A 23,556-nucleotide genomic window follows, 5' to 3' on the forward strand; every position below is an offset into this window, starting at 1 on the left:
TCTCCCTTGGCTTTGATTAGAAGTTGTGATGAATGGCATAGAGTTTTCCTGTTTCAGGCCATGCCTGTCGCTTTGCCTGCAAACTCGAATTGGATTTCCTGGAGGGTGCGACGCAATGCCCCGCCATGAATCCAGCCCACAAATCCACTGAATAGGCACTGGTCCTGGGGGGAGGCCAGAAACACATGATCCACCCGAGCAGGATTCTTCCATAACCGCAGGGTTAAGCCGGAGTCAAAGATCAGGGATACTTTCGCTTTATCAAAATCTCGCTGGTGGGCATCCGTCATTCCGGGGACGGCCTGCAGCCGTTGAATAATCTCTAGCTCAGGGGATGGCTTGACAGGGAGGGGTTGACGAGGAATTTGCCAAAACTCCCGGATGGCGCTATCAATCGCTGCATCATTACGTTGAGCACTATGGACAATATCGGGCAATACGACATGGTGAGCATGATCAAATTGGGTAGCTCCCAGCATGATTAAGCCATCACTGCCGCCATCGGTATTGCTGGCAATGGAGAGGGTTGGTATTGTGGCTGCGATCGCACTCGCCATACTTCGCCGATTCTTACCCAAATCCCGGGCAATCCCTAGCCCCACTTCCAAGGGATCCATGATCCGACAGACATCCGATCCGCCCACGGGGGACCCGACTAAAACAAGAGACTCTACCTGGGGCCACCACTCTGGATGACGATGCAATACCTCTAACCAAATCAACCCACCCATGGAATGTCCCACAACGCGAACCGGGAGTTGAGGATGGTCCGACATCATCTGAGTGGCAATGGCTTCCACATGTTGAACCAAGGGTTCAATCCGCAGCCAGGTCCGCCACCACCCTAGATTAGGAGAAATGATCTTGGTATTAGCGGGGGCAACTCTTCTCGCCAAACGAGCCATGGCCCCATTGGTATCGGCCCAACCATGCTGGACAAATAGCAGGCGTTCTGGAATCGAAGACGTCATAGACTCCTCTTAGGAATAACAAACTTATGGTGGACCTAGACCTGTTCCAACCTCACCTTAATCCGATTTATCCCATCTTCACCTGGGCTAATATCCACTTTTGGGACTGGCTGGCCCTTAACGCCTGGCAAAATAAGGCATAACCTTTGACGGTGGATAGAATGACGGATCTACTGCTATCAACAGCACAACTTCCCCTGGACAATAAGCGGATTGTAATGACGGCTCCTCGGCCCTATGCAGCACGTCTGGCAACCGCAATGATTCTGCAAGGGGGGTTGCCTATCGTTATGCCCACGATAGAGACCTGTGCCTTAGACCCTTCACCCAGCTTGGATCAGGCGTTGCAACATCTCAAGGATTTTTCTTGGGTAGCCTTTACCAGTCGAACAGGTATTCAAGCCGTCATTCTGCGGTTGCAGCAGCTAGACATCCCCTTATTCCTGCTCAATCAATGCCATATTTGCGCCATTGGCCAAGATGCAGAAAGACTGCAAGAGCTAGGCGTTCGTGTTGACCTAGTTCCCGATGAATCGAGTCCGTCGGGCATTGTGAAAGAGCTGGCTCAAATTCCTGGGATAGAAACTCAACGCATTCTAGTTCCTATTCCCCAGGTGGAGAGGATACCAGAGCCGGATATTGTGCCCGAGTTCCTTGCCGATCTCCAACAATTGGGATTAACCGTTGTATCGGCACCTGCCTATGTAACACGTCGGCTCAATGCCACGGACTATGCTGTCGAGCTGGAGCAGATTTATCAGGGTAGGGTAGATGCGATCGCATTCAGCAGTACCGCTGAAATCTCTGCACTATTACAGATGGTGGATAGCAAAACACTGATGAAACATTGTGTGATCGCCTGCTTTGGCCCCTATACCGCTGGGAATGCAAAAGCCTTAGGGCTATCCGTTGATATAGTGTCCAAGGACTTTAGTTCATTTACAGGCTTTGTCGAAGCCATCGCTCAATTTTTCCACCCAGCTTCCGCAGATATCCCTAGGCAGGACCCCGTAATTTTGCCGTAAACTGTAAATACGTAAATTCGCCCCTGGCCAACCTTCTGTGAGCAAGGCCAGTACCTGGAGTTTTTGAGACACCATGTATCAGACCGCCGACCTTCATGTCGTTGAAACCCGTCCCTTGATTAGTCCTGCTTTGCTCCATCATGAAGTTCCTTTGACGGATACAGCGGCTGCCCTCGTCGCAGAAACACGCGATCGCATCCGCAATATTCTGCGCAACGAGGATCAGCGCCTCTTAGTCATTGTCGGTCCTTGTTCGGTTCATGACGTCGATGCAGCATTGGAATATGGCAAAAAGCTCGCCGTGTTACGGGAACAGCTTTCCGATCAGCTAGAAATTGTCATGCGGGTGTATTTTGAAAAACCTCGGACTACCATCGGTTGGAAAGGGCTGATCAACGACCCTCATCTAGATGGTAGCTATGAAATTAATACAGGCTTGCGCTTGGCTCGTCAGTTGCTGTTGGATTTAGCCAATTTAGGCTTGCCCGCTGCGACAGAATTGCTCGATCCCATTACCCCTCAATATATTGCTGATGTGATTACCTGGACTGCCATTGGCGCTCGGACCACGGAAAGCCAAACCCATCGGGAGATGGCCTCGGGTTTATCCATGCCGATTGGTTTCAAAAACAACACCGATGGTAGTTTGCAAGCGGCGACTAACGCGATGCTAGCCGCCAACCAACCCCATCGTTTTTTAGGCATCAACCACCACGGCCTCGCCAGTATCGTCAAAACCACGGGCAATCCTGATACTCATTTGGTCCTCCGAGGTGGAAAGCAAGGCCCCAACTATGCCGAAGAGAATGTAGAACAGGCCACGAAAGAACTTTCCAAGCACAATCTAAACCCCAGAGTCATGGTGGACTGTAGCCATGCCAATGCCAATAAAGACCACAATCGGCAAGTCGAGGTATTAAAAGAAGTAGCACGGCAACTCGATCATGGCTCACAGCGGTTGTTAGGGGTGATGATCGAAAGCCATTTAGTGGCTGGGAACCAATCCATTTCAGAAGATTTGAGCCAGCTAACCTATGGACAAAGCATCACGGATGCCTGTGTCAATTTCGAAACAACAACCGAAATGTTGACCACCTTGGCAAAATCAGTTCGCGGTGCTGACAAGGTCTCCGTGAGCTAACTTCCCACATTTTTTAAGGTGTGAGCAGTTTCTTCTTTTGCTCATCAGTCAAAATTGACAGGATACGTTGTTGAGCCAAGGATTCAACTTCTTGCAACTGGGATTTTTGATTGCCTGTGAGATTAAGCTGTTGCAGCGCAGCTGCTTGGGAGAGCTTTGCCGATTGCAGGGTTTGTAATTGCTTTTGTTGATCTGGGCTCAGAATATTTTGGATTTGGGCCTGGGCTAACGCCTGAACTTGCTGCACTTGCGCCTGTTGCTCAGTCGTCAGATTCAAGGCCGCTAGGGCTGAAGGGGGTGACGAGGATGGAGCAGGCGGTGTAGAGGGGACAGGAGCAGCAGGCGTGGGAGCGGGCGCAGTCGATGGTCCCTTTTGAAGCTGTTGTTTCTGGTCTGCATTCAGAATAGAGAGCAGTCGCTGCTGAGCAATGGATTCAATTTCTTTCAGCTGGTTAATTTGGTCCGGTGACAGGTTGAGCTTAGACAAGGCGGCCCCTTTGGATGCCCCTGAAGCTTGTAGCGATTGCAGTTCTGACCATTGGGCTGGAGTCAAGACACTTTTGACCTGGGCTTGGATCAAAGCATCAATTCTTTTGATCTGGGTCTCTTGAGCAGCACTCAGATTCAACGAAGATAGAGGATTGGCTGGGGGGGCTTGGGCAATGAATGAGGGTTGCGCAACAGGCGCTATCGGTGCAGTACTGGCAAGTTGTTTCGGAGTGAAATTCAGTTGTGCTGGAAACTCCAAGGGCTTTTGGGCTTGAGCTGCAGGCTGAGTGAGGGTGAATGCGATCGCACCCACAACAACAGAAATTAGTTTGGGTTTGATCATGTTTAAAAGCATCAAGAATTCAGCAATCAGTCTACTCTCTGGGGGCTTCACAGATAACAAGTTGTTAACCTGGGCGATGAATCAGAGAAGGAGGGTCTACAAAGAAAGAAGAAAAGTAAGCCCATTTTGTTTCACAGCATAGGACATCTTTCTCCATGCAGGATGAGCAGGTTATTCTTGACACCAACGCCGCTTTTTATCGAGCTTTTGAGAAAAAAGATCTAGCAGCCATGCAAAAGGTATGGTCCCACGGCATTGCTAGTATCTGTGTTCATCCCGGCCGAGGGGAATTGAAGGGGTGGGACGCCATTGAGTCGTCCTGGGAAAAAATCTTCCAGAATACCGCCTATCTTGAAATTGACACCAAAATCATTACGGTCAACCGCAGCGGAGAGTTAGCCTATGTTGTGCTCATTGAAAAAGTGTTGCAGGTCGCCCAACGTCGCCAACAAAAAGCTGAATCCATGGCCACCAACATTTTTGAGCGCATGGGCCAGGACTGGTATTTAGTTCATCATCATGGCAGCCCCATTGTCAGTTAGACCCTGGAGCAATACAGCTAGTAGCTGGCAATGGCGTCTCAAGTCCTCACCATGAGTTGAGAATTAGCGTTTCTTTTTCTTCTTCAGCTTTTTGAGGAATTCAGGATCTTCTCGCATGGTCCGAGAGACCGTACGAAAGGCATTTTCGACTTGGGGTATTGGCAAATACGTATCGGCTTCTAAGGCCAACATCACCTTACTGCCATCACTTAAAGGCACCAGATAAATTTCGACGATGTTGTAGCCCCGATTGGTGCGTTTATACTGCAACTCTCCTGCCAACATTTGTCCCAGGAAGCGACGCTGATGATATTCTCGTGCCGGAGCATTAATCCCTAAATAGGTTGTTTTGAGATACCCCAGTAACTCTTCATCTTCCATATTCAGCAGTTCTAGCCAGTCGGCAGCTAAGGAGGCCATGCGGATTTTGAGTTTGCGGTTTCCTTTTTGCGCCACTACACCGACGGTATCGTTGCCTAAGGATTTGACCTCGGAAAAGCCTTTTGGGGTTTCAAAGATCAGGCCATTGGCAAAGTGGGTGAGACGGTTGGGTTGCGATTTAGCCTGGGTATCTGCTGTGGGAGCTTCCTCAGCTAGACTGGCGAGAGGAAGAAAAGTTGGGGTGAGGGCGATCAGACCTGCGATCGCAGTCGGTAACATCCGAAATTGAGTCATAGTATCAGCCAAAAACTAAGGAATCAGGACAGTTCTGAATGTCTAGCAGAAAAAGTAAATAATGTTGTCCTAGGGGTGGGTCATTTGCACAGGTTGCACAGATTGGTCGAACTCTTCGGCAGTCATAAAACCAAGAGCGACGCAAGTTTCTCGTAAGGTTTGGCCCGTTTGATACGCTTGTTTCGCAACTTGTGCGGCCCGGTCATAACCAATTTGAGGCGTTAGCGCAGTCACTAACATCAGTGACTGATTCAGATAGGTTTCTATTTGCGACAAGTTGGGTTGAATACCAACGACCAGATAGGTTTTGAACGCACCACAAGCATCCGAAAGAATGCGAATAGAGTGCAAAAGATTGTGAATAATCACTGGCTTGAAGACATTCAGCTCTAGGTTACCCTGACTCCCCGCAAAACTAATCGCCGTGTCATTACCAATCACTTGAGCACAGACCATCGTTAACGCTTCGCACTGAGTCGGGTTGACCTTTCCAGGCATAATGGATGACCCGGGTTCATTAGCCGGCAAGCTTAATTCCCCTAATCCACAGCGAGGTCCAGACGCCATCCAGCGCAGGTCGTTGGCAATCTTGACTAAGCTACACGCCAAGGTTTTCAACACACCACTAGCCATCACAAAGGCATCATGGGCAGCCAATCCTGCAAATTTATTGGGGGCAGTGACAAAGGGCAAGCCCGTTAATGCTGCAATTTGGTGGGCCACTCGCTCTGCAAACTCAGGGTGAGTATTCAGCCCAGTCCCCACAGCCGTTCCCCCCAAAACCAATTCATATAGGTGGGACAATGTATTCTGGAGTCTCTCTAGGTTTTGATCCAGTTGGGCAACATATCCCGAGAACTCTTGTCCTAACGTTAACGGCACTGCATCCATCAAATGGGTGCGGCCAATTTTGACAATTCCATCAAATTCCTCAGCCTTGGTCGCGAGAGCATCACGAAGGGCAGTCACTTGGGGAATCAATTGATGGACCAGTTGTTCCATAGCTGCAATGTGCATCGCTGTAGGAAACACATCATTCGATGACTGAGATAGGTTGACATGATCATTGGGATGGCAAGGGTCTTTACTGCCCAACTGGCCACCCGCCAATTCAATTGCACGATTGGCAATCACCTCATTCGCATTCATATTGGATTGAGTGCCACTACCTGTCTGCCACACCCGTAAAGGAAATTGATCGTCCCACCGACCATTGACCACTTCCGTTGCCGCCAAAACAATCCAGTCTGCAACATCTGGCGACAGCCGATCCAACGTTAAATTCACCATTGCTGCCGCTTTTTTAACAAGGCCTAAAGCACGAATCATTGACCGTGGCATCTTGTCATCACCGATCGCAAAATACTTCAGAGACCGCTGAGTTTGTGCTCCCCAATAGTGATGACTAGACACTTCCACTGTGCCCATACTATCGGTTTCGATCCGCACGTTATCGTTACGCTGAGAAGGTTGAGACATGCGCAGTTCGGCCTTTTTTCGAGAAATGTCAGCAAATTCTAGAGTATGGTACAACCATACGTTAACGTGGGTATCCTGACTGAGAGGGTGAGTTCAGGCAACTTAAGCGTTCCGTTTTTTGCATCATCCTTCATAATCTAATGGTGTTATTAGAACCGTAATGGTTCGGGCCGAAAGATGTTGATTGTGCCCAAAAAAGTGGGTATCCTCCCAACAGAACCAAGCCTTAAACATTAGGTTTAATTATTTCCATATTGTTATTCAGCCTGTAGCGGACATACCTGTGGTGACTTCATTAAAAAGTCTGTTTTCGAATTCGAATCAGGGGGTAGGCGTAGAGTTAACCCCGGACAGCGTGAATATCGTTCAACTTAAGCAACAAAAGCAGGGGACAAACCTCAATACTTTTGCGGCAATTCCTATTCCAGAAGGCGCTTTTCAAGATGGCCGGATTACTGATCCAGACGCCATTGCCGATGCCCTTCGTCAAGGAATTACAGAACATAAAATCAAAGCCAAAACTGCTATATGTGCCGTTCCTATTGGTGAAGCTGTCATTCGGTTAATTCGTTTACCTGCCGAACTGGACGAAATGGAACTGCGGGATATGGTTCTTAATCAAGAAGCAGCCATATATCTGCCCTTCCCTAGAGAAGAAGCAGATGTGGACTTTCAACGATTAGGAACAGACATCGATGAGGATGGCATTGAGCGAGTAGAAGTTCTCCTCGTTGCTACGCCAAAGGACATTACTGAAAACTACCTCAATGTTTTCCAACAGGCAGGTCTAGATCTGAAGGTTCTAGAAGTCAGTAGCTTTTCCTTAATCAGAACCCTGCGAAATCAACTCCTCCAATTTATGGAAGGGGAAGCAGTGGCACTGGTGAATATTGATTTTGATGGTACTGAAATTAGTATCGTCATGGATGGTATTCCTCAATTTAATCGGAAGGTACCGATTGGCACTCATCATCTTCAAAATGCTTTGAGTCGGGCGATGAATTTGCCTGGAGCAATGGGGGCAGATTTATTGCAAGGGATGACCGTTCCTTTGGACGTCACAGACAACACTGCCAATAACCCCAGCTCTGCTGCCATCCTGAGAATGTTAAGCGATTTATCAGACGAACTTCGCCGTTCCATCGACTTCTACTTAAACCAGGGTGAAAATTTAGATATTACGCAAGTCTTTGTATCAGGGCCAGGGGCCAGTTTAGGACAAATTGATGAATTTTTAACCCAGCGTTTAGGACTGACTACGACATTAGTCGATCCAATCAGTACGCTCGGCATTCAAAATTCAGATAGTATTCCGATGGCTCAACGTCCTGCGTTAAGTGTTGTTATGGGTCTTGGGATGCGGGAGGTATAAGTGCATGTATTCAATTGATATCAACCTATTAAATGACCGTCCAGAATATGGTCAACAAGTTGTCTCTTCTGCCAACTATGACAGTGATGATAAAACACCACTCTTTATTGGTTTAGGTGTGGGTGCAGCAGCATTAGGCTTAGTCTTAGTTGGCTTTGGCGTCACGTCATTCTTGAATCAGCAATTAGTAGCTGAAGAAGAGAATTTAGATAGTGAACTCGCTCAGCTAGCGCCAAAGTTGGCGGAAGTTGATGATCTAAAAGCTCAAGAGCAGCAAGTTAAAGCTGAAACAAAAGCTTTAGCAACGATCTTTAACCAAATCAAGCCTTGGTCAGCAACCTTGCAAGACATCCGCGATCGTGTTCCACCCACCTTGCAGGTGATAAAAATTCAGCAAAAGGCTGTAACGCCCCCTGCACAGACGGGACAACCTAATACAACCCCCGTTGCCGCTTTATCGGCACCGACACAGTTGACGATTACCGGCAACGCCATTTCCTTCAACGATGTCAATGACTTTGTATTGACTTTGAGAAAGTCACCCTTCCTCACCGTTGCACAGACACAGCTAGAGTCATCCGAGCGCAAAACAAATGATAAGACTAAGGTCTCTTTAGTTCAACATCAATTAAAAACCACGATCAATGATGTTCCAGCGTCCGAATTACTACAAATTCTGAACGCAAAAGGTGCATCTGGATTAGCTGCCCGGATTGGGGCACTGAAGCAAAAAGGAGTAATGAATCCATGACGGCCACTGGCGGATTTGCAAGAGAAGATGAACTCTTGGGACCTTCTTATCCCACTTTATTTGGGATCACTTTCACCCCCACGGTATCAGGAATCTTGGCAGCTGTTGTCGGTGTAGGCCTAGCGGCATATGTCGGAACTCAGCTTGTCTCACCAAAGATTACTGAATACCAAGGGCTCCAAGAATCTGTTGAGCAGAAAAAAACAGATTTAGAACAAAAAGAAGCAACGACTCAACGAGTAGATGAGATTGTTGCGCGGCTTAATCGCGCAAAGCGAGAAAATAGCGAGGTTCGCACTCTTTTCTCAGATCAGCAAGCATTGGATACATTGCTCTTAGATTTAAATCGCGTCATTGTTTCTAGTAATGCTGAACTACAGACATTTAAGCCTGATTACAGTTCGTCTGGCACTGTGACCGATAGCTCCTTAGGGGCATCCTTAAATAGCAAGATCAAACGGCAAGTAACCGCTGTATCTTTTCAAGGAACGTTCAACCAGACTTTGCAAATTATGCAAGCCATTGATCGTCTGCAAACTGTTTTGGTAGTCCGTGACTTATCGATGGAGCTACAAAAACCAACCGACTTTGGCCCCCGAAATCTGGTGAAGTCTACTTTTAATTTGCATGCTTATGTGCCTTTAAGTGCAGAAGAAGCTGCTGCTGCTCAGGCTGCTGCCGCAAAAGCTAAACCAGAGGCTACGACAAATTAAATTCAATCGCTATTGCCTATGCTGCAACATGCAGCTCAATCTTCAACGAACAATCATCATTAATTATTAAATAGAGGAGTGTAGGGTGAACTCGTATCAAGGAAAACCCGGAATTATTATTGGCTGCGCTGCGGCCGCATTAGGCGCAATGATTCAGCCAGTATGGGCTGCTGAAACTGAAGTGACCAATGTTCAACTCAATCCCACTGCAAAGGGATTTGAACTCGTACTTGGAACTCAAGGTGATAACCGCCCCCCCATTTTTACAGTCAATCGAGGTAATACTTCCGTTTCCGATGTCAGTAATTCTCTCTTACGACTGCCGGAAGCAGGCTCATTTCAACAGAAAGATCCAGCTCCTGGCATTAAATTTGTAGAAGTTCGACAATTAGATCCTGATACAGTCCGGATTACAGTTGAAGGAGTTCATTCTGCTCCCATTGCCGAAACGATTCGCAACGACAATCGTGATGGTGTATTGGCCATCAAATTTGATGGTGCTCCCGGTAGTAGTGATCCGGTAGCCACATCTTCTCAACCCTCCAATCTTCGCTCTCGGGCTAGCGCTGTGCCCTCCTTTAGAAGTCGGGCTAAGGCTCCCCCTGTTGGAGATATGGCCATCGCTCCCTTGAATGTTGAGCCTGACCGTATTGATCTGGGAAGTGACCAAATTATCCCTAAGTTGCTACTGCGTGAAGCTCCTGTACGAGAAGTTTTGACACTCTTAGGCCGTGCTGCTAATGTCAACGTTGCATTTGCAGAGCAAGGTGGTGAAGGTGAAGAAGGATCTTCCGCCTCGTCTACCATCACCCTAGACATCGAGAATGAGTCTGTTGATGATGTCTTTAACTACGTCTTACGCTTGTCTGGAATGCAGGCCAATCGAGTCGGTCAAACCGTCTTTGTAGGTAAAACTCTACCAGGCGATGCCCAAAACCGGGTTGTGAGAACAATTCGTCTGAATCAAATCAAAGCAACATCAACGAGTAAGAGATCAAATACACTTTCAAGCAAGGCTGATACGGGAGGGAATATTACTCCTCAATCGGATAGTGGCAGTAGTTCTAGTACCACTGAAACTGGAATCACTCGTGAAACTTCTCTTACACAAGAGATAGAATCGCAAGGCGCTAAAGAAACTTTAGAGAATTATGGGGCGAATGGCGGTAGTGAAGAAGGAAGTTCTGCTCTTTTAGAAGGACTAGAAGTTGTCGCTGATGGTCGGACAAACACGATCACCCTCATCGGCACACCTCGCAAAGTAGAGACAGCAACATCGATCTTGACGAGATTGGATGTTCGACAACGTCAAGTAGCAATTAACGTCAAATTTATAGATGTCAATTTGCTGAAGGGTAAAACCTCAAATGCTGACTTACAATTTCGTGCCAATGATTCTTTAGGAATCGGCTTTAGACAAGACCCAAATGGTAGTGGCAACAGTGGTCTGTCGACAATTTTTGGATCAGGTGCGGTTGATATTGTTGGCAGTGGTCTGTTTACATTGACTGAAACATTTTTGGCTAATTTGTTTGTATCTATACAAAATAATAATGCCAAAATTCTGACGAATCCTACATTGCTAGTGCAGGAAGGGAGTTCAGCGCAGGTCAACCTGACTCAACAAGTGTTTACAGGCTTTGTACAGAGAACAAATACTGATGCTACTGATGCTGGAGGCGTCTCTTCTACACAATCTCTAGAACCAAACATTCAGAATGCTGGAGTCATCCTCAATGTCGCAGTAGACCATATTGATGACAATGGATTTGTGACCATGAGTATGTCGCCAGAAGTCAGTTCAATTTCAGGAACGTTCACAGATGCTTTATCTGGTGGACAAGCTAATCTGCTGGCACAACGTCGAATCGAAACAGGCAAGTTACGCCTACGAGATGGTCAGACTCTAGTGCTAACAGGTATTATCCAAGACCAAGATCGTGTAGGAGTTAGCAAAGTTCCGATTCTGGGTGATATTCCTCTTTTGGGCCGCCTATTCCGTCGAGAAACTAACTCTCGAGAGAGGACTGAATTAGTAGTCTTGGTAAGACCTGAAATTGTAGACGACTCGGATCAATCTACTTTTGGTTACGATTATAAGCCGGGTGAAGAATCGCGAAAGTTATTGAAGCCCTAGATTCATACTCTATCTACACAAACCTAATCTAACAGCGAAGCCCATCATGTTTGTATGATGGGCTTCGCTGTTAGATTAGGTTTGTGTGCTTAGCTAAACAGAGGGTTGTACACTGTTGCTCAACCAGAGATGCGGCCCCGTAGCTGGTTTGATTTATACTGTCACTAATTCTGGTTCAGACCGCTTGCTGTTACGGATAGCTTCGATAGTTGTGGCATAGTCATCAGCCTTGAACACAGCTGATCCAGCCACAATGGCATTAGCCCCAGCTTCCAAAACTTGCCAAGAATTGTTGGCTTTTAGGCCACCATCGACTTCAATCCAAGGATCTAGTCCACGCTCATCACACATTTGACGAAGCTTACGAATCTTGGGTAGCACTCCTGGAATGAAGCTTTGGCCGCCAAATCCAGGGTTAACACTCATGATCAAAACCAAATCGCAAAGTTCTAAAACATAATCAATTTGATCTAAAGAAGTGCCAGGATTCAAAACGACTCCCGCCATTTTGCCTAACTCTTTAATTTGACCTAAAGCTCGATGGAGATGGGTTGTAGAGCTAGCTTCGGCGTGAACGGAAATGATGTCTGCCCCTGCTTTAGCAAAGTCGGCAACATATCGCTCAGGTTCCACAATCATCAAGTGAACATCTAAAGGCTTCTCTGTCACTGGGCGAAGAGCATCCACAATTAAAGGGCCAATGGTGATATTTGGGACAAAACGACCATCCATAACATCTACATGAATCCAGTCCGCCCCAGCTTTATCGACGGCTCGAACTTCCTCACCTAAACGGCTAAAATCCGCAGACAGAATAGATGGAGAGATGACGGTCGATTTGGGTGAAGAAGATAGAGTCATGGTAAAAGATCCGGTTATGACGACTGCTTAGAGAGGCAAAGTTGAAAACTTGAGCACTTTCGCAGTAACCAGTTTAACAAAATCTTCAACTTTGACCTAACCCTGATTCTTAATCAACCCCTGATAAATCGGTTAAGCGTAGGTTTGTTGGGCCAGTTGAATCGCTTTGCGACGGGCCTCGATAATTTCATCCATCTCCCGGGCTAGTTGAGGGGTGCGTTCGATCAGCACTTGCATAGCTTCGATTTCTAAAATCATGACATCCACATCGCTCAGGGCAACAACGGAGTTAGAACTAGGTTCCCTTGAGAGCAAAGCTGTGGCCCCAAAAAAATCTCCTTTGGATAACCTCAAGACTTCTTGATCATGATTTGTGTGACTCAGGACATTCATCTGAACCTGACCCGCCAACAGAAAGTTCAGCTTTACCTCTTCTTGTCCTTGATAGATAATGCGTTCCCCTTTACCAAAGGATTTAAAGTCTGCATTGGCAACCAGTTGCTCTAAGACATCTGAATGGGTCGTGATGAAACAGGGAAGCGATCGCAACTCCGTAATAATCCGATTGGTACTGCCGTTTAACTCATCCTTGTGAGGGCGTTCATGAATCAAGGTGCGAATGGGAAATGGAATCGTTAGCCCATGACGCTGGGCGGCATACCAAACCCGAGTCATAAATGCATCACGAATATCGGGAACCCGATCATAATCCCGCAAATACAAACGGACATAGTAATTGATGGATGAATCCCCATAGGCACTCGTTTGGATGATGGGTTCTGGGTCCGATAAAACTCCTGGTGTTTCCAACGCTGCTTGGCGAATCACCTGCTTAACCTTATTGGGTGGATCATCGTAGGAAAACCCTAATTCAATCGGTTCACCATGCAAGGGTTGGGGGCGGCGATAGTTGTAAAACACTTCCTTGGCCAACACAGAGTTGGGCACAATCAGCATTTCTTTGTTGCGAGTGATGAGGTGGACGGCACGCCAGTTAATTTCAATTACTTTACCAACCACGTCCCCAAATTTGAGCCAATCTCCAATCACAAAGGGGCGACCAAACAGCAGTGCAATCCCTGAAAATAAGTTACCCAGAGTATCTTGGAGGGCAAGACCAATCACAATTGAACTAACCCCTAAGGCGGTCAGCAACCCACCTAAATCGGTTTTCCAGACCAATGAGAGCACAAATGCCGTCCCAATTAAGATGAGGAAAAACCGGGTTAAATCTCTAAGGAGCTTAGGCACTTGGGCCTGCCAAGTATGTCCCCCTGCTTCCACAAACAGCAGCACATTTACATAGGACAACGCCGCATGAATCAAAGACACCCAGAGGGATGTCTGCAGCAAGCGAATGGCCGTTTGTTCAGTATCTAAACCGATAATTTTGGTGAGGACAATAAACCCAACGAAAATCGGCAAGACCAGATTTCGCAAGATTCTCAGGGTATGGACCAAAGGCTTCCCATGTTTCTGGGAATAGACAATGGATTCATTTAAGACCAACATCAGGCAGGGAAACCCTACCATCAAGCCGCAGCTCCAGAGAAACCAGGATTGCTGAAGAAGAGAGGAAGTCATTACTTGCACTGAGAAGACGTCAGAAGAAATGGGGAAAATGAGCGCAGCTAAATCTTGAGCAACCAAGCCGGGAGCTTATTATTACCACTAATGATGACTTCACGACTATTATCAAACTCATAGATATCGCCCAGCTGGTCATGAACCGATTGGCTGACCTGAACCGTATCGCCTTCGCCGGCTGTTTGCATACGATGGGCAATATTGACCGTATCTCCCCACAAGTCATAAATAAACTTGCTGCGACCGACAATACCCGCCACCACAGCTCCAGAATTGATGCCGACTCGGGCTCGCAATGCAGTTTGATGGGTTTGATTGAACCGCTGGACAATACGGGTAATCTCAATACCAAAGTCCATAATCCGTTTGGTATGGTCCAGTCGGGGAACAGACAGACCACAAACGGCCATATAGCCGCTACCAATCGTTTTAATCTTTTCTACACCGAAGCGTTCAGCAGCTTCGTCAAAGGCGCGGACTAGCTCATTGAGTAAAGCTACAATTTCACTGGCAGGCAGTATTTCTGCTAAATCAGTGAATCCAATTAAGTCTGCAAATAACACCGTGACATTGGCATAGCTATCGGCAATTTGCTCCTCACCACTTTTTAAGCGTTGGGCAACCGGTTCAGGCAAAATACAAGAGAGCAATTGCTCATTTTCCTGGCTTTGTAGTTCTAACGCTTGGGTTTTATTAGATAAACTTTCCACCATTTGGTTGAAAGAAACCGCCAAATCATGGAACTCATCTTGAGAACTGACAGAGACAGTGACGTCGGTATTGCCTTCACTGAGGTGCCGAAAACCCGTAATCAAGGTTTGGATAGGCTTTACAAACAAACGGGATAGAAAAAGCGCCAGAACAGTGATCACCAAGATCAAAATTGCGGTTGAAATCAGGACTTGCTTCTGAAATTCGGTAATGGGAGCAAAAGCTTCGTCTGCATCCATTTCAGCCAAGATGGCCCAGTCCAGACCTTTGACTTGGAGGGTACTATAGGAGCTGAGAACAGGAATTCCCCGATAATCATCAATAATATCGATACCCGAATTACCTAGCAGGGCTCGCTGAGCTGCAATTGTTTTGACTTCTTGCTCCAAAATTGAGTTCTTCTGCCGCCGCATTCGCTCAATTTGTTGAGATTCGAGACCACTTTTGGCCAAGGATTGAAAATAGTTGGAAGAGTTTTCTAATAAGAAACGAGAATTAGACCGCAACAGAAAATCTGAGCCAACTAAATAAGTTTCCCCACTCGTCCCTAGACCCATTTCTTGCCACCGTTGACCGTTGGTCATGACTTCGTCAATCTTCTTGATATTGACCTGAAGAGCCATCACGCCAATCAGTTCTCCTCCCTCGAATAAAGGGCTGGCAATAATGGCAGCGGGACTATTAAGAGAGGGGCGATAGGGTTCAAAATCTGTGAAGGTTACGAACTTAGGCTCTCCTTTACGAACGACCTCCCGGAATGCTTGGGCTAAGACACTTTGAGAATAGGGACCTGACTCTAAATCAGTACTAAAATCAACCCCTTTATAGGTGCTGTAGACGACTTTGCCAGATTTAGGATCGATCAAAAACAGATCTTCATAGGTGAATTCTGAGACTAAAGAGCGGAATGCTGGATGATATCGTCGATGCACTTGGGTATATTTGCTACCATCGCCTGGATCATCAATTTGGACTTTTTCGTCAAAATCCGGCGTTTTAATGGTGTAGTGATACTGCAAATAGACATCACTATTGCCCAAAGGCAAATAGGTTTGGACCTGGGGTTCCCCAGCTATATTGGCGTCTAAGGGCTGGATAAATTCTTTTTGGTAATAGGCTTGAATCGCTGGCTGCCACTGGCTTGGAATTTTTTTGGAATTAAGTTCCTGGTGGGCTTGCTTAAACGCTTTCATGGCCTCTTTGGTGGTGGGATTACCACTGAGAAAGCGCATTTGGCGGTTCAGTTGATCAAAGAATGATCGCACCTCATAGCTTTTAGTAGTGCGTAAGCTGGTGAGCTGGTTAAAAATACGGCGGGTTAACGCAGCTTTACCGCTGTTGTAACCAATAAAAGCAATTACTAGGATTGAGCTTACGCTGACCCCTAGGAACATCAGGGTCAATTTAGATTGAATACTTAACTTCTTCAGCACTCGTGGAGTCTTCCTCAGACAATCGGTCAAGGTCTTGCACTTGGCTTGTTTTTACCATGCTTCGTACCGTTTATGGCTGAAAAATCTTGTTTTTGCTACGACTGTAGAGATATTGGAGTTAAATTCTGAAAGAAGGGAATCTTAGAGTTATCGAAATCGACTTTATCGTCAGGCTGATAACATCCGTTTTTCAACATTATGTGCCTATCCTCAAAAAGCTTCATCTCGCCTGATCCTTATCCAACAATGCATTTCAGCCAAATGTTATCCATATATTTAGCCAGATTCAAGTCTTTAGACTTTATGTATCTTTACTTAACAAGGACTTAATTTGTACTTTCTTATACTATATTTAAGTTAAGAAAAGATAACCTTAAGCACTGTTGCCAGACAGTCTGATTTGGTGCGCAAACTTGTGATTTGGGAAGTGCTAACAACTTCAAAAGCAACTAAGTTTGCAATGGCTCAAGGGTATTTAGAACGCAGTTTTGGAGTTGTGAGGATAACGCGACGTGATGCAGCAACAACTCATGTCATCCCCGCTTGCTAATGGCGCACTGCAGCGATATGACGCCCGTAAGATCGCATCTTACTACCGCTGGCGTCCTTGGCAAGCTCTCTGGCGTTTATTCAACATTATTTGGTTATTTGGTGGGTTTGTTTGGGGTCTGCTATGGGACCGATGGACGAACAATAGTGCGGCCCATTCTCTTCAACGGGCCATTCAAATTCGTAAAATCCTGACACGGTTAGGCCCCACCTTCATTAAAGTGGGGCAGGCTCTATCCACACGCCCTGATCTCATCCCCAAAGAATTCCTGACGGAGCTGATGTTGCTCCAAGACCAGTTGCCTCCTTTCCCGAATGACAAAGCCTTTGCCTTAATTGAATCTGAACTGCGTCAGCCCATCCGTGAGATTTATCAAGAAATTTCGGCAAAGCCCGTCGCGGCCGCCAGTTTAGGACAGGTTTATCGAGGTCGATTGTTTACGGGCGAAGAGGTGGCTATTAAGGTCCAACGCCCAAATCTAAGGCCAAAGCTGACATTGGATCTCTATCTAATGCGGCAGATGGCGGCTTCGTTTGGGCGATTTCTACCCCTCAATTTGGGCCATGACTTAACGCTAATTGTGGACGAGTTCGGCACCAAACTGTTTGAAGAGATTGACTATATCAATGAAGGGCAAAATGCCGAGCGGTTTGCGGAAAACTTCAAAGAGTATCCTGCGGTTGAAGTGCCTGGAATTCACTGGGCTTACAGTAGCAAGAAAGTCCTGACCCTGCAGTGGATAAATGGTTTTAAGCTAACCGATAGTCAATGCGCAGTGGATGCCAATATGGACCCGGATCGCCTGGTGCAGATTGGTGTGATTTCTAGTTTGCGTCAACTGCTGGAGTTTGGATTTTTCCATGCCGATCCACATCCTGGCAATCTCTTTGCCACGTCTCAAGGCAGTATGGCCTATGTAGATTTTGGCATGATGGATCAGCTCGATCAACCTACCAAAAATACGTTGGTAGATGCGGTCGTTCATTTGGTCAACAAAGACTATGAATTGTTAGCATCTGACTTTGTAAAGCTAGGCTTTCTTACCCCTGAGACCGATATCCGGCCCATTATCCCAGCATTGGAAGATGTCTTTGATGACATCATTGGGGCAAAGGTCGGCGATTTCAATTTCAAAACCATTACGGATCGGTTCTCGGAGTTGATGTATGACTATCCTTTCCGAGTTCCAGCTAAGTTTGCTCTGATCATCCGATCTTTGGTTACCCAAGAAGGGGTCGCCCTGTGCCTTAATCCCGACTTCAAAATTCTGGAAGTCAGCTATCCCTATGTAGCTCAACGCTTACTCGCTGGAGAAACGCCTGACTTTCAGCGTCGCTTACTAGAAGTGCTGTTTAAGGACGGGAAGTTCCAATGGCAGCGCTTGGAGAACCTGATTGCGATCGCACAAACGGATCAGAGTTTCGATCTCATTCCCACCGCCCGCTTAGGCATGCAGTTCTTAATGTCTGATGAGGGAGATTACTTACGTCGTCAGGTGGTCTTGGCCTTGATCGAAGATGATCGACTGCATACCGAAGAAGTTGAGCGGCTGTGGAACTTAATTAAGGACGATTTGAAGCCAGAGAAGTTGTTTAATGTGGCCTTAGGGGCCTTGGCCGAATTCTCTGACTCCAACCTTCCCGAGTGGCTACCTCGTCCCCCCCTACCTATTTCCTAAACCTCCTCTAAGAAGAACGTCCTAATAGAGAGCAGAAATTGCCCTAACCATAGCGCTCAGACAAGGCGGCTTGCGCTTCTTCTCGATCATCAAAATGAACCTTTTCGGTGCCTAGGATTTGGTAATCTTCATGGCCCTTACCTGCAATCAGGATAGTATCGCCGGGTTTCGCTTGTGCGATCGCAGTCTGAATCGCCACCCGTCGATCCACCTCTATAATGGGTTTCACCTGAGCTGAGATCCCCCCTAACACGTCTTGCAAAATCTGCTGAGGATCTTCAGTGCGGGGATTATCGGAAGTGACAATGGCTTGATCCGAGAGACGAGCAGCAATTTCTCCCATCAATGGTCGCTTAGTCCGATCGCGATCGCCGCCACAGCCGAACACACAGGCCATTTGGCCTTTAACAAACGGACGGGCCGCCTTCAGCAAATTCTCTAGGCTATCGGGGGTATGGGCATAATCAACAATGACGCTAATATCCTGTTTAGGAGAACAGGTAATTTGCTGCATTCGACCGGGAACCCCAGGAAATTGAGCTAAAGCAGGGGTGATCTGCTCTAAGGTAAGGTCCAATTCCAGAGCAGCACCCACAGCAGCCAATAGGTTAGAAACATTAAACTGCCCCACCAAAGGAGAGAAGAACTCAACCGTGCCTTTCGGAGTATGGAGTTGGCCTTTAACACCAGTAGTTTCATAGCACAGACCGCTAGTGTACAAATCAGCAGGTCCTTCAATACTGTAGGTCCAGCATTGATTCGTACCTATCTGCTCTACCAATCGTTGACCATAGGCATCATCAATATTAATGACGGCTCGCCCTTGCAAATAGTCAGGGGAAAACAGTAACGCCTTGGCAGCAAAATAATCTTCCATACCCTGGTGGTAATCCAGGTGATCTTGGGTCAAATTCGAAAACACAGCCACGGCAAACTGACAGCCCAGCACCCGTTGTTGGACCAGGGCATGGGAGCTAACTTCCATAATTCCAAACTGGCACTTAGCAGCCACGGCATCAGACAACTGCTGCTGTAGATCCACGGCAAAAGGGGTCGTGTGGGTAGACGTCACTTGGTGCCCAGGCCAACGGGCATACAGAGTGCCAAATAAGGCCGTGGGGGATTGGGCCGTTGTCAATAAATACTCAATCAGATGGGTAGTGGTGGTTTTCCCATTCGTACCCGTCATACCCACCAGCTTTAATTTATGGCTGGGTTGGTCATAAAATGTGGCTGCCACCTCAGCACAAGCGCGAGGCATATCCTTAAGGGAAATCACGCAGTGGGTGCCCACGTCAGACAGGTCCACTTGATCAGAAACCAACGCAGCCGCCGCACCCGCCTCAATCGCACTTTTCCAAAAACTGCCCCCATCCACGCGAGTGCCAGGCATACCGATAAATAAGTACCCTGGCTGCACCGCCCAGGAATTAGTGGTTAACCCTGTAATCTCTGTTTCTAGGGCTGGATGGTCAGGGGGAGGTGTCTCCCACTGATTTGTAGAGAGTTCAGCGAGTAACGTACGTAGTTTGACCATGCCCAATCCGTTGATGTTGATAAAAACACTAAAGATACTTTTGCAGAAATCGCTGCAATTGCTCAACTGATAAGCGAGGAGCCGGACGTGGAAGGGGGGTTTCCATCGCTTGATCCGCAGCCAGGTTTTCTCGCTTAATCAATACGGGGATTTCATATTGATAGGCTTGAAACCAATCCTCACGACTCGTAATATCGCGAATTTCGAGTTCCATGGGGGGATCTTGGATTTGCTCTAGTTTTTCTTGTAAACCTTCGCACAGGTGGCATCCTGGTTTACTGTACAAAATCAAGGTAACCATGGTTGCAGCACAGATGACACAACGCCGAAAACAAGATCAGCCTCTGGATTTTAGCTTAGATGGTCTACAGGAGGAGGCTATCATCTGATTCGGTCTCATCTTCCCCCGTATCGCTGAGGGCATGGGCCACATCTTGCATAAAGTTAAGGGTTTGTTGATAACGCTGCATTTCGCGCTGTTCAAGAAAGATTTTCAACCCCGTAGATAAAGCCTGTAAGCTACCCTGACGATCGCCATCTCTAAACAAAGCAACGCCTTGGTCATAATATTGTTCGGCTTCTTGCAATCGTTGTTTGCGATTACTAGCGACTGGCTTCACCTTATCCCCTGGAGGGGAATCTATCGGTGCTGAGAAGTCGCTGCTATAGCGAGACAGGGGACTCAGGGATGCACCACAATGGATACAGAATTGATTACCTGGACTATTCCCTTCATGGGTGCAGGACTTCTGTGAAGTTTGCGTAGCCTGAAGAATTTCATTTTCCTGTTGAAACAGTGACGCCATCGAATCGGTAGCGTCATCCACCCTAGACGGCGAGGGCGATGTTGAGGCTGCAGGAGACGATGGTGCTAGGGGTTGAGAAAACTCTGTTGGGGAGGCTGGTGAAGTTTTTAATGGTTGCTGGGGAGGCCGAGCGGAACGCTTAGGGGTTTGACGAATAACATGGTTTAAGTCTGCCTGGGCCGCAGCCTCATCCCCAAGAGCAGACAGGCAGCGGGCTCGTTTAACATAAGATTCTCGGTTATTCGGATCGAGGCGAATCGTACGAGAATAATCTTCGATTGCACCTTGTAAATCTCCAGCTAACGCTCGACTCTGGCCCCGATTAAAGAACGCATCTGCATCTAAAGGGTTCTGTTCTATCGCACGGGTATGTTGGGCAATCGCCCGTTCCAAGGTTGGGGTCGTTGTCTCAGTTGGGGGGGGAGATGACTGATGTTGAGCAGAGGAGCGTTGCAGGTTCGCCGGAACAGACGGCTCTTCCTTCGTAAGGGTCGATGATTGCTCTGGTTCAGGAGGCTTGGTATCTCTGGCAATATCAGTAGCAGAAGACTCATCTGCCAAGGGTTGAACCTGTGGTGTAGAAGATGGATTAGAAACTTCAACTGCCTCTAATTCCTCGCTTGTGTCTATTTGATCGGTAGAAACATCGATCAAATCGTCAACAGAAGGCTGCTCTTGTTCCGGCTGGTCAGGAGCAGCCCCCGGTAAGGGTTGAGTTTTGGCAAAAGGACTCTGATAAGACAGCTCCTTCAGATCCTGCTTCAACGTCTCTAGGGTCGTAGACAATTCGCCACTGAAATCACGCATCAGCCCCAAAGAATGCACCCGTGCCCAATGAATCGCCTGATTCAGGTCTTCCATAGCTGCTTGGGATTCGCCCATGGCCCCTAGGCTCTGTCCCCGCTGATAGTAGGCCTGGCTATTCTCTGGATCATCGTCAATGATCTTGGAGTAATCTGCGATCGCACCGTCCAAATCGCCTCGTTGGATGCGATTATTCGCTCGATCAAAGAACCCTTCCATCGACGTGGGTTCTAAGGGCACCGTTGCTGGATGGGGCTCTAGCTCAACGTCAGAGTCTTCAACTGACTCCACTGAAACAGGAACACTTTCTTCCAGCAGAGAAAGGGGGTAATCCGTTGCCGTTGAACTGGGAGAAGAAATATCAACAGGCGCCTCTTTTAACATCCCTAATGCATAAGCGCGCGTATAAGCAGCCTGATGATTCGGATCATGTAGCAAGGCTTCACTAAAGTCTTTAGAAGCTTTCTCAGCCTCTCCCATTTGGGCTAAGCAATAGCCGCGATGAAAGTACGCATCTGCCAATCGAGGGTTATGTTCAATGGCCGATGTAAAGTCTTCAATCGCTTTCCCTAACTCACCGCTCTGGCTAAGAAAAATTCCCCGCTGACAATAGGCATTCGCATCTTTGGGTAACCGCAGGATGACTTGACTGTAATCTGTCAGGGCACCGGGATGATCTCCTAGCTCAGCTCGACTATCAGCCCGTTTATAGTAGGCTTTGATGCAATAGGGGTTGATGCGAATCGCTTGACTATAATCCTGAACTGCTCGCTGAAATTCACCTTGCTGACGATAACTATTGCCCCGTTGAAAATAGGCTTCATCGTAATCTGGCAGTAGCTCAATCGCCTCGGAAAAATCATGAATGGCAGCTTCAAATTTCCCGAGAGAATTGAACAGAAATCCCCGATTAAAATAGGCTGTGGCCTTGGCTGGATTGAGGGCAATTGCTTCATCAAAGTCTCCCAAAGCCCCATCCAGATCTCCGTTCGTAGCCCGTTTATTAGCTCGATTAATCAGGGCATCAGGATTATGAAGATTCTCACCATATATTTTAGCCAAAGAACCCCCTTCAACTGCTGGGTTACCGTCAGCAGGTGGTGGGTTGTTGGGCAATATCTTGCGGAGTCTCCTTAAAAAATCAGTCACTGGTGGACCTAGGTTGCTGTCAAGAAAGATAAGTGAAGAAAAAGAGTTCTCGTATTCAATATCAATATAATTTCAATCTAGGTCAAGGATAACTGGGTGAATATAGTTTTTGACTTTAGACCATGAGGTTACCTTAGAATATCGCGAGTCGTTCGGAATCTCTACAGTTTAATTCTACCAAGTGAGAATAATCCCAGGAGGATGAAAGGTGTCTTACAGGCTACGTTTTCCAACAGCTTAGGGAGAAGAGCGATCGTTCTTGAGAAATAGTTCATAAGAAATATAGGCAATCGAGCCGATCATAATGGCCATCGCCAGCCACATCGCAATTTTTACCGCCACCACGACTGCCACAACAACAGCAAGGAATTTACCGACATTGACCATTTTGCGGAGGGTACGTTTAAAGGATGATTTGGTGGGGGGAACATCCGTCACCACTTCTACTTCACGGGCCGCTGAAGGAGCCCCTTCAGGCTTGCCATAGACTTCTGATTCCAGTTCTCGCAACCGGACACTCATTTCTCGTTCTTTAAGTTCTTGTTCCCGACGTCGTAAATCTTCTTCTGGATTTTGATTCGAAGTCATAACAATAGTGAGGATAAGCTAAAAATTAATGGGCTTGAACAATGGCTTTGGGGCCAACAATAGCCTTGAGAATGCAATCTACCTGCTTTCCTTAGATTGCCCAAATTCAGCACTTTTGAAAACAGAAGAATCGAGTCAGAAATACTGAGAGATTGATAACAGCATTGAACATAATCTACAGGAATAAGTATCAATCGCTAGCATAAAGTATGGA

At 47.1% G+C, this 23,556-nt stretch carries 19 protein-coding genes; 8 read left to right on the plus strand and 11 right to left on the minus strand.

The annotated features are described in order from the left end of the window. Positions 1–53: 53 nt before the first annotated feature. Positions 54–971, minus strand: a complete 918-nt coding sequence (locus tag I1H34_RS18810) for a serine aminopeptidase domain-containing protein (protein WP_212662513.1) — start codon at positions 969–971, stop codon at positions 54–56. 161 nt (positions 972–1,132) lie between these two features. Here I1H34_RS18810 and I1H34_RS18815 point away from each other — a divergent pair, with 161 nt between their 5' ends. Together I1H34_RS18815 and I1H34_RS18820 are read left to right on the plus strand one after the other, a co-directional pair. After that, a complete protein-coding gene (locus tag I1H34_RS18815; protein WP_212666338.1) occupies positions 1,133–1,996 on the plus strand; it encodes a uroporphyrinogen-III synthase in 864 nt (287 codons plus the stop codon). Positions 1,997–2,069: 73 nt separating this feature from the next. Then, a complete protein-coding gene (locus I1H34_RS18820; RefSeq protein ID WP_212662514.1) occupies positions 2,070–3,137 on the plus strand; it encodes a 3-deoxy-7-phosphoheptulonate synthase in 1,068 nt (355 codons plus the stop codon). 13 nt (positions 3,138–3,150) lie between these two features. Here the strand turns inward: I1H34_RS18820 and I1H34_RS18825 are convergent, their stop codons facing one another. Next, entirely contained in the window at positions 3,151–3,969 is an 819-nt protein-coding gene (locus I1H34_RS18825; RefSeq protein WP_212662515.1) for a hypothetical protein, read from the minus strand. Between the two features lie 155 nt (positions 3,970–4,124). Between I1H34_RS18825 and I1H34_RS18830 the strand changes: the two genes are divergently transcribed. Next, positions 4,125–4,511: a nuclear transport factor 2 family protein gene (locus I1H34_RS18830; RefSeq protein WP_212662516.1), complete on the plus strand. Its 387-nt coding sequence runs from the start codon at positions 4,125–4,127 to the stop codon at positions 4,509–4,511. Between the two features lie 63 nt (positions 4,512–4,574). On the opposite strand, the gene I1H34_RS18835 is transcribed toward I1H34_RS18830, so the two are convergent. Beyond that, positions 4,575–5,186, minus strand: coding sequence for a hypothetical protein (locus I1H34_RS18835; RefSeq protein WP_249369388.1), 612 nt, complete (start codon positions 5,184–5,186; stop codon positions 4,575–4,577). A gap of 69 nt (positions 5,187–5,255) precedes the next feature. Then, complete coding sequence (gene fumC / locus I1H34_RS18840; RefSeq protein ID WP_315874890.1) at positions 5,256–6,635, minus strand: class II fumarate hydratase; 1,380 nt, start codon at positions 6,633–6,635, stop codon at positions 5,256–5,258. Between the two features lie 313 nt (positions 6,636–6,948). Between fumC and pilM the strand changes: the two genes are divergently transcribed. The 4 genes from pilM to I1H34_RS18860 all read left to right on the plus strand — a co-directional run bounded on the left by pilM (position 6,949) and on the right by I1H34_RS18860 (position 11,638). Beyond that, positions 6,949–8,037 (plus strand): type IV pilus assembly protein PilM, encoded by a 1,089-nt coding sequence (gene pilM, locus I1H34_RS18845; RefSeq protein WP_212662518.1) that lies wholly within the window; start codon positions 6,949–6,951, stop codon positions 8,035–8,037. A gap of 4 nt (positions 8,038–8,041) precedes the next feature. Continuing rightward, the gene (locus I1H34_RS18850; protein WP_212662519.1) at positions 8,042–8,788 is read left to right on the plus strand and encodes a PilN domain-containing protein; all 747 of its coding nucleotides are present in this window, start codon (positions 8,042–8,044) and stop codon (positions 8,786–8,788) included. After that, positions 8,785–9,501 (plus strand): type IV pilus inner membrane component PilO, encoded by a 717-nt coding sequence (locus I1H34_RS18855; RefSeq protein ID WP_212662520.1) that lies wholly within the window; start codon positions 8,785–8,787, stop codon positions 9,499–9,501. The genes I1H34_RS18850 and I1H34_RS18855 overlap by 4 nt, the downstream gene beginning before the upstream one ends. An 85-nt stretch (positions 9,502–9,586) precedes the next feature. Further along, a complete protein-coding gene (locus tag I1H34_RS18860) occupies positions 9,587–11,638 on the plus strand; it encodes an AMIN domain-containing protein (RefSeq protein WP_212662521.1) in 2,052 nt (683 codons plus the stop codon). 153 nt (positions 11,639–11,791) lie between these two features. Here I1H34_RS18860 and rpe read toward each other — a convergent pair whose 3' ends face one another. The 3 genes from rpe to I1H34_RS18875 form a co-directional block, all read right to left on the minus strand. Beyond that, positions 11,792–12,499 carry a ribulose-phosphate 3-epimerase gene (gene rpe / locus I1H34_RS18865; RefSeq protein ID WP_212662522.1) on the minus strand — a complete coding sequence of 236 codons (708 nt, stop codon included), beginning with the start codon at positions 12,497–12,499 and terminating at the stop codon, positions 11,792–11,794. Between the two features lie 132 nt (positions 12,500–12,631). After that, complete coding sequence (locus I1H34_RS18870; protein WP_212662523.1) at positions 12,632–14,083, minus strand: mechanosensitive ion channel family protein; 1,452 nt, start codon at positions 14,081–14,083, stop codon at positions 12,632–12,634. Positions 14,084–14,130: 47 nt separating this feature from the next. Continuing rightward, the gene (locus I1H34_RS18875; RefSeq protein ID WP_249369390.1) at positions 14,131–16,260 is read right to left on the minus strand and encodes an adenylate/guanylate cyclase domain-containing protein; all 2,130 of its coding nucleotides are present in this window, start codon (positions 16,258–16,260) and stop codon (positions 14,131–14,133) included. Positions 16,261–16,745: 485 nt separating this feature from the next. Here I1H34_RS18875 and I1H34_RS18880 point away from each other — a divergent pair, with 485 nt between their 5' ends. Further along, positions 16,746–18,458 (plus strand): ABC1 kinase family protein, encoded by a 1,713-nt coding sequence (locus I1H34_RS18880; protein ID WP_212662524.1) that lies wholly within the window; start codon positions 16,746–16,748, stop codon positions 18,456–18,458. A 43-nt stretch (positions 18,459–18,501) separates the two neighbouring features. Here I1H34_RS18880 and I1H34_RS18885 read toward each other — a convergent pair whose 3' ends face one another. The 4 genes from I1H34_RS18885 to I1H34_RS18900 form a co-directional block, all read right to left on the minus strand. Then, complete coding sequence (locus I1H34_RS18885; protein WP_212662525.1) at positions 18,502–19,995, minus strand: UDP-N-acetylmuramoyl-L-alanyl-D-glutamate--2,6-diaminopimelate ligase; 1,494 nt, start codon at positions 19,993–19,995, stop codon at positions 18,502–18,504. A 28-nt stretch (positions 19,996–20,023) separates the two neighbouring features. Next, positions 20,024–20,296, minus strand: coding sequence for a glutaredoxin family protein (locus I1H34_RS18890; protein WP_212662526.1), 273 nt, complete (start codon positions 20,294–20,296; stop codon positions 20,024–20,026). 64 nt (positions 20,297–20,360) lie between these two features. Further along, positions 20,361–22,754, minus strand: a complete 2,394-nt coding sequence (locus I1H34_RS18895; RefSeq protein ID WP_249369391.1) for a tetratricopeptide repeat protein — start codon at positions 22,752–22,754, stop codon at positions 20,361–20,363. A gap of 237 nt (positions 22,755–22,991) precedes the next feature. Continuing rightward, a complete protein-coding gene (locus I1H34_RS18900; protein ID WP_212662527.1) occupies positions 22,992–23,342 on the minus strand; it encodes a hypothetical protein in 351 nt (116 codons plus the stop codon). Positions 23,343–23,556: the final 214 nt, after the last annotated feature.

The organism is Acaryochloris marina S15, from assembly GCF_018336915.1.
Classification (GTDB): Bacteria; Cyanobacteriota; Cyanobacteriia; order Thermosynechococcales; family Thermosynechococcaceae; genus Acaryochloris; species Acaryochloris marina_A.

What these genes read in the sequence shown, in the direction of transcription:
- I1H34_RS18810 (WP_212662513.1), bottom strand. Translation starts at nt 971, where the DNA reads ATGACGTCTTCGATTCCAGAACGCCTGCTATTTGTCCAGCATGGTTGG.
- I1H34_RS18815 (WP_212666338.1), top strand. Translation starts at nt 1,133, where the DNA reads ATGACGGATCTACTGCTATCAACAGCACAACTTCCCCTGGACAATAAG.
- I1H34_RS18820 (WP_212662514.1), top strand. Translation starts at nt 2,070, where the DNA reads ATGTATCAGACCGCCGACCTTCATGTCGTTGAAACCCGTCCCTTGATT.
- I1H34_RS18825 (WP_212662515.1), bottom strand. Translation starts at nt 3,969, where the DNA reads ATGATCAAACCCAAACTAATTTCTGTTGTTGTGGGTGCGATCGCATTC.
- I1H34_RS18830 (WP_212662516.1), top strand. Translation starts at nt 4,125, where the DNA reads ATGCAGGATGAGCAGGTTATTCTTGACACCAACGCCGCTTTTTATCGA.
- I1H34_RS18835 (WP_249369388.1), bottom strand. Translation starts at nt 5,186, where the DNA reads ATGACTCAATTTCGGATGTTACCGACTGCGATCGCAGGTCTGATCGCC.
- I1H34_RS18850 (WP_212662519.1), top strand. Translation starts at nt 8,042, where the DNA reads ATGTATTCAATTGATATCAACCTATTAAATGACCGTCCAGAATATGGT.
- I1H34_RS18855 (WP_212662520.1), top strand. Translation starts at nt 8,785, where the DNA reads ATGACGGCCACTGGCGGATTTGCAAGAGAAGATGAACTCTTGGGACCT.
- rpe (WP_212662522.1), bottom strand. Translation starts at nt 12,499, where the DNA reads ATGACTCTATCTTCTTCACCCAAATCGACCGTCATCTCTCCATCTATT.
- I1H34_RS18870 (WP_212662523.1), bottom strand. Translation starts at nt 14,083, where the DNA reads ATGACTTCCTCTCTTCTTCAGCAATCCTGGTTTCTCTGGAGCTGCGGC.
- I1H34_RS18880 (WP_212662524.1), top strand. Translation starts at nt 16,746, where the DNA reads ATGCAGCAACAACTCATGTCATCCCCGCTTGCTAATGGCGCACTGCAG.
- I1H34_RS18885 (WP_212662525.1), bottom strand. Translation starts at nt 19,995, where the DNA reads ATGGTCAAACTACGTACGTTACTCGCTGAACTCTCTACAAATCAGTGG.
- I1H34_RS18890 (WP_212662526.1), bottom strand. Translation starts at nt 20,296, where the DNA reads ATGGTTACCTTGATTTTGTACAGTAAACCAGGATGCCACCTGTGCGAA.
- I1H34_RS18900 (WP_212662527.1), bottom strand. Translation starts at nt 23,342, where the DNA reads ATGACTTCGAATCAAAATCCAGAAGAAGATTTACGACGTCGGGAACAA.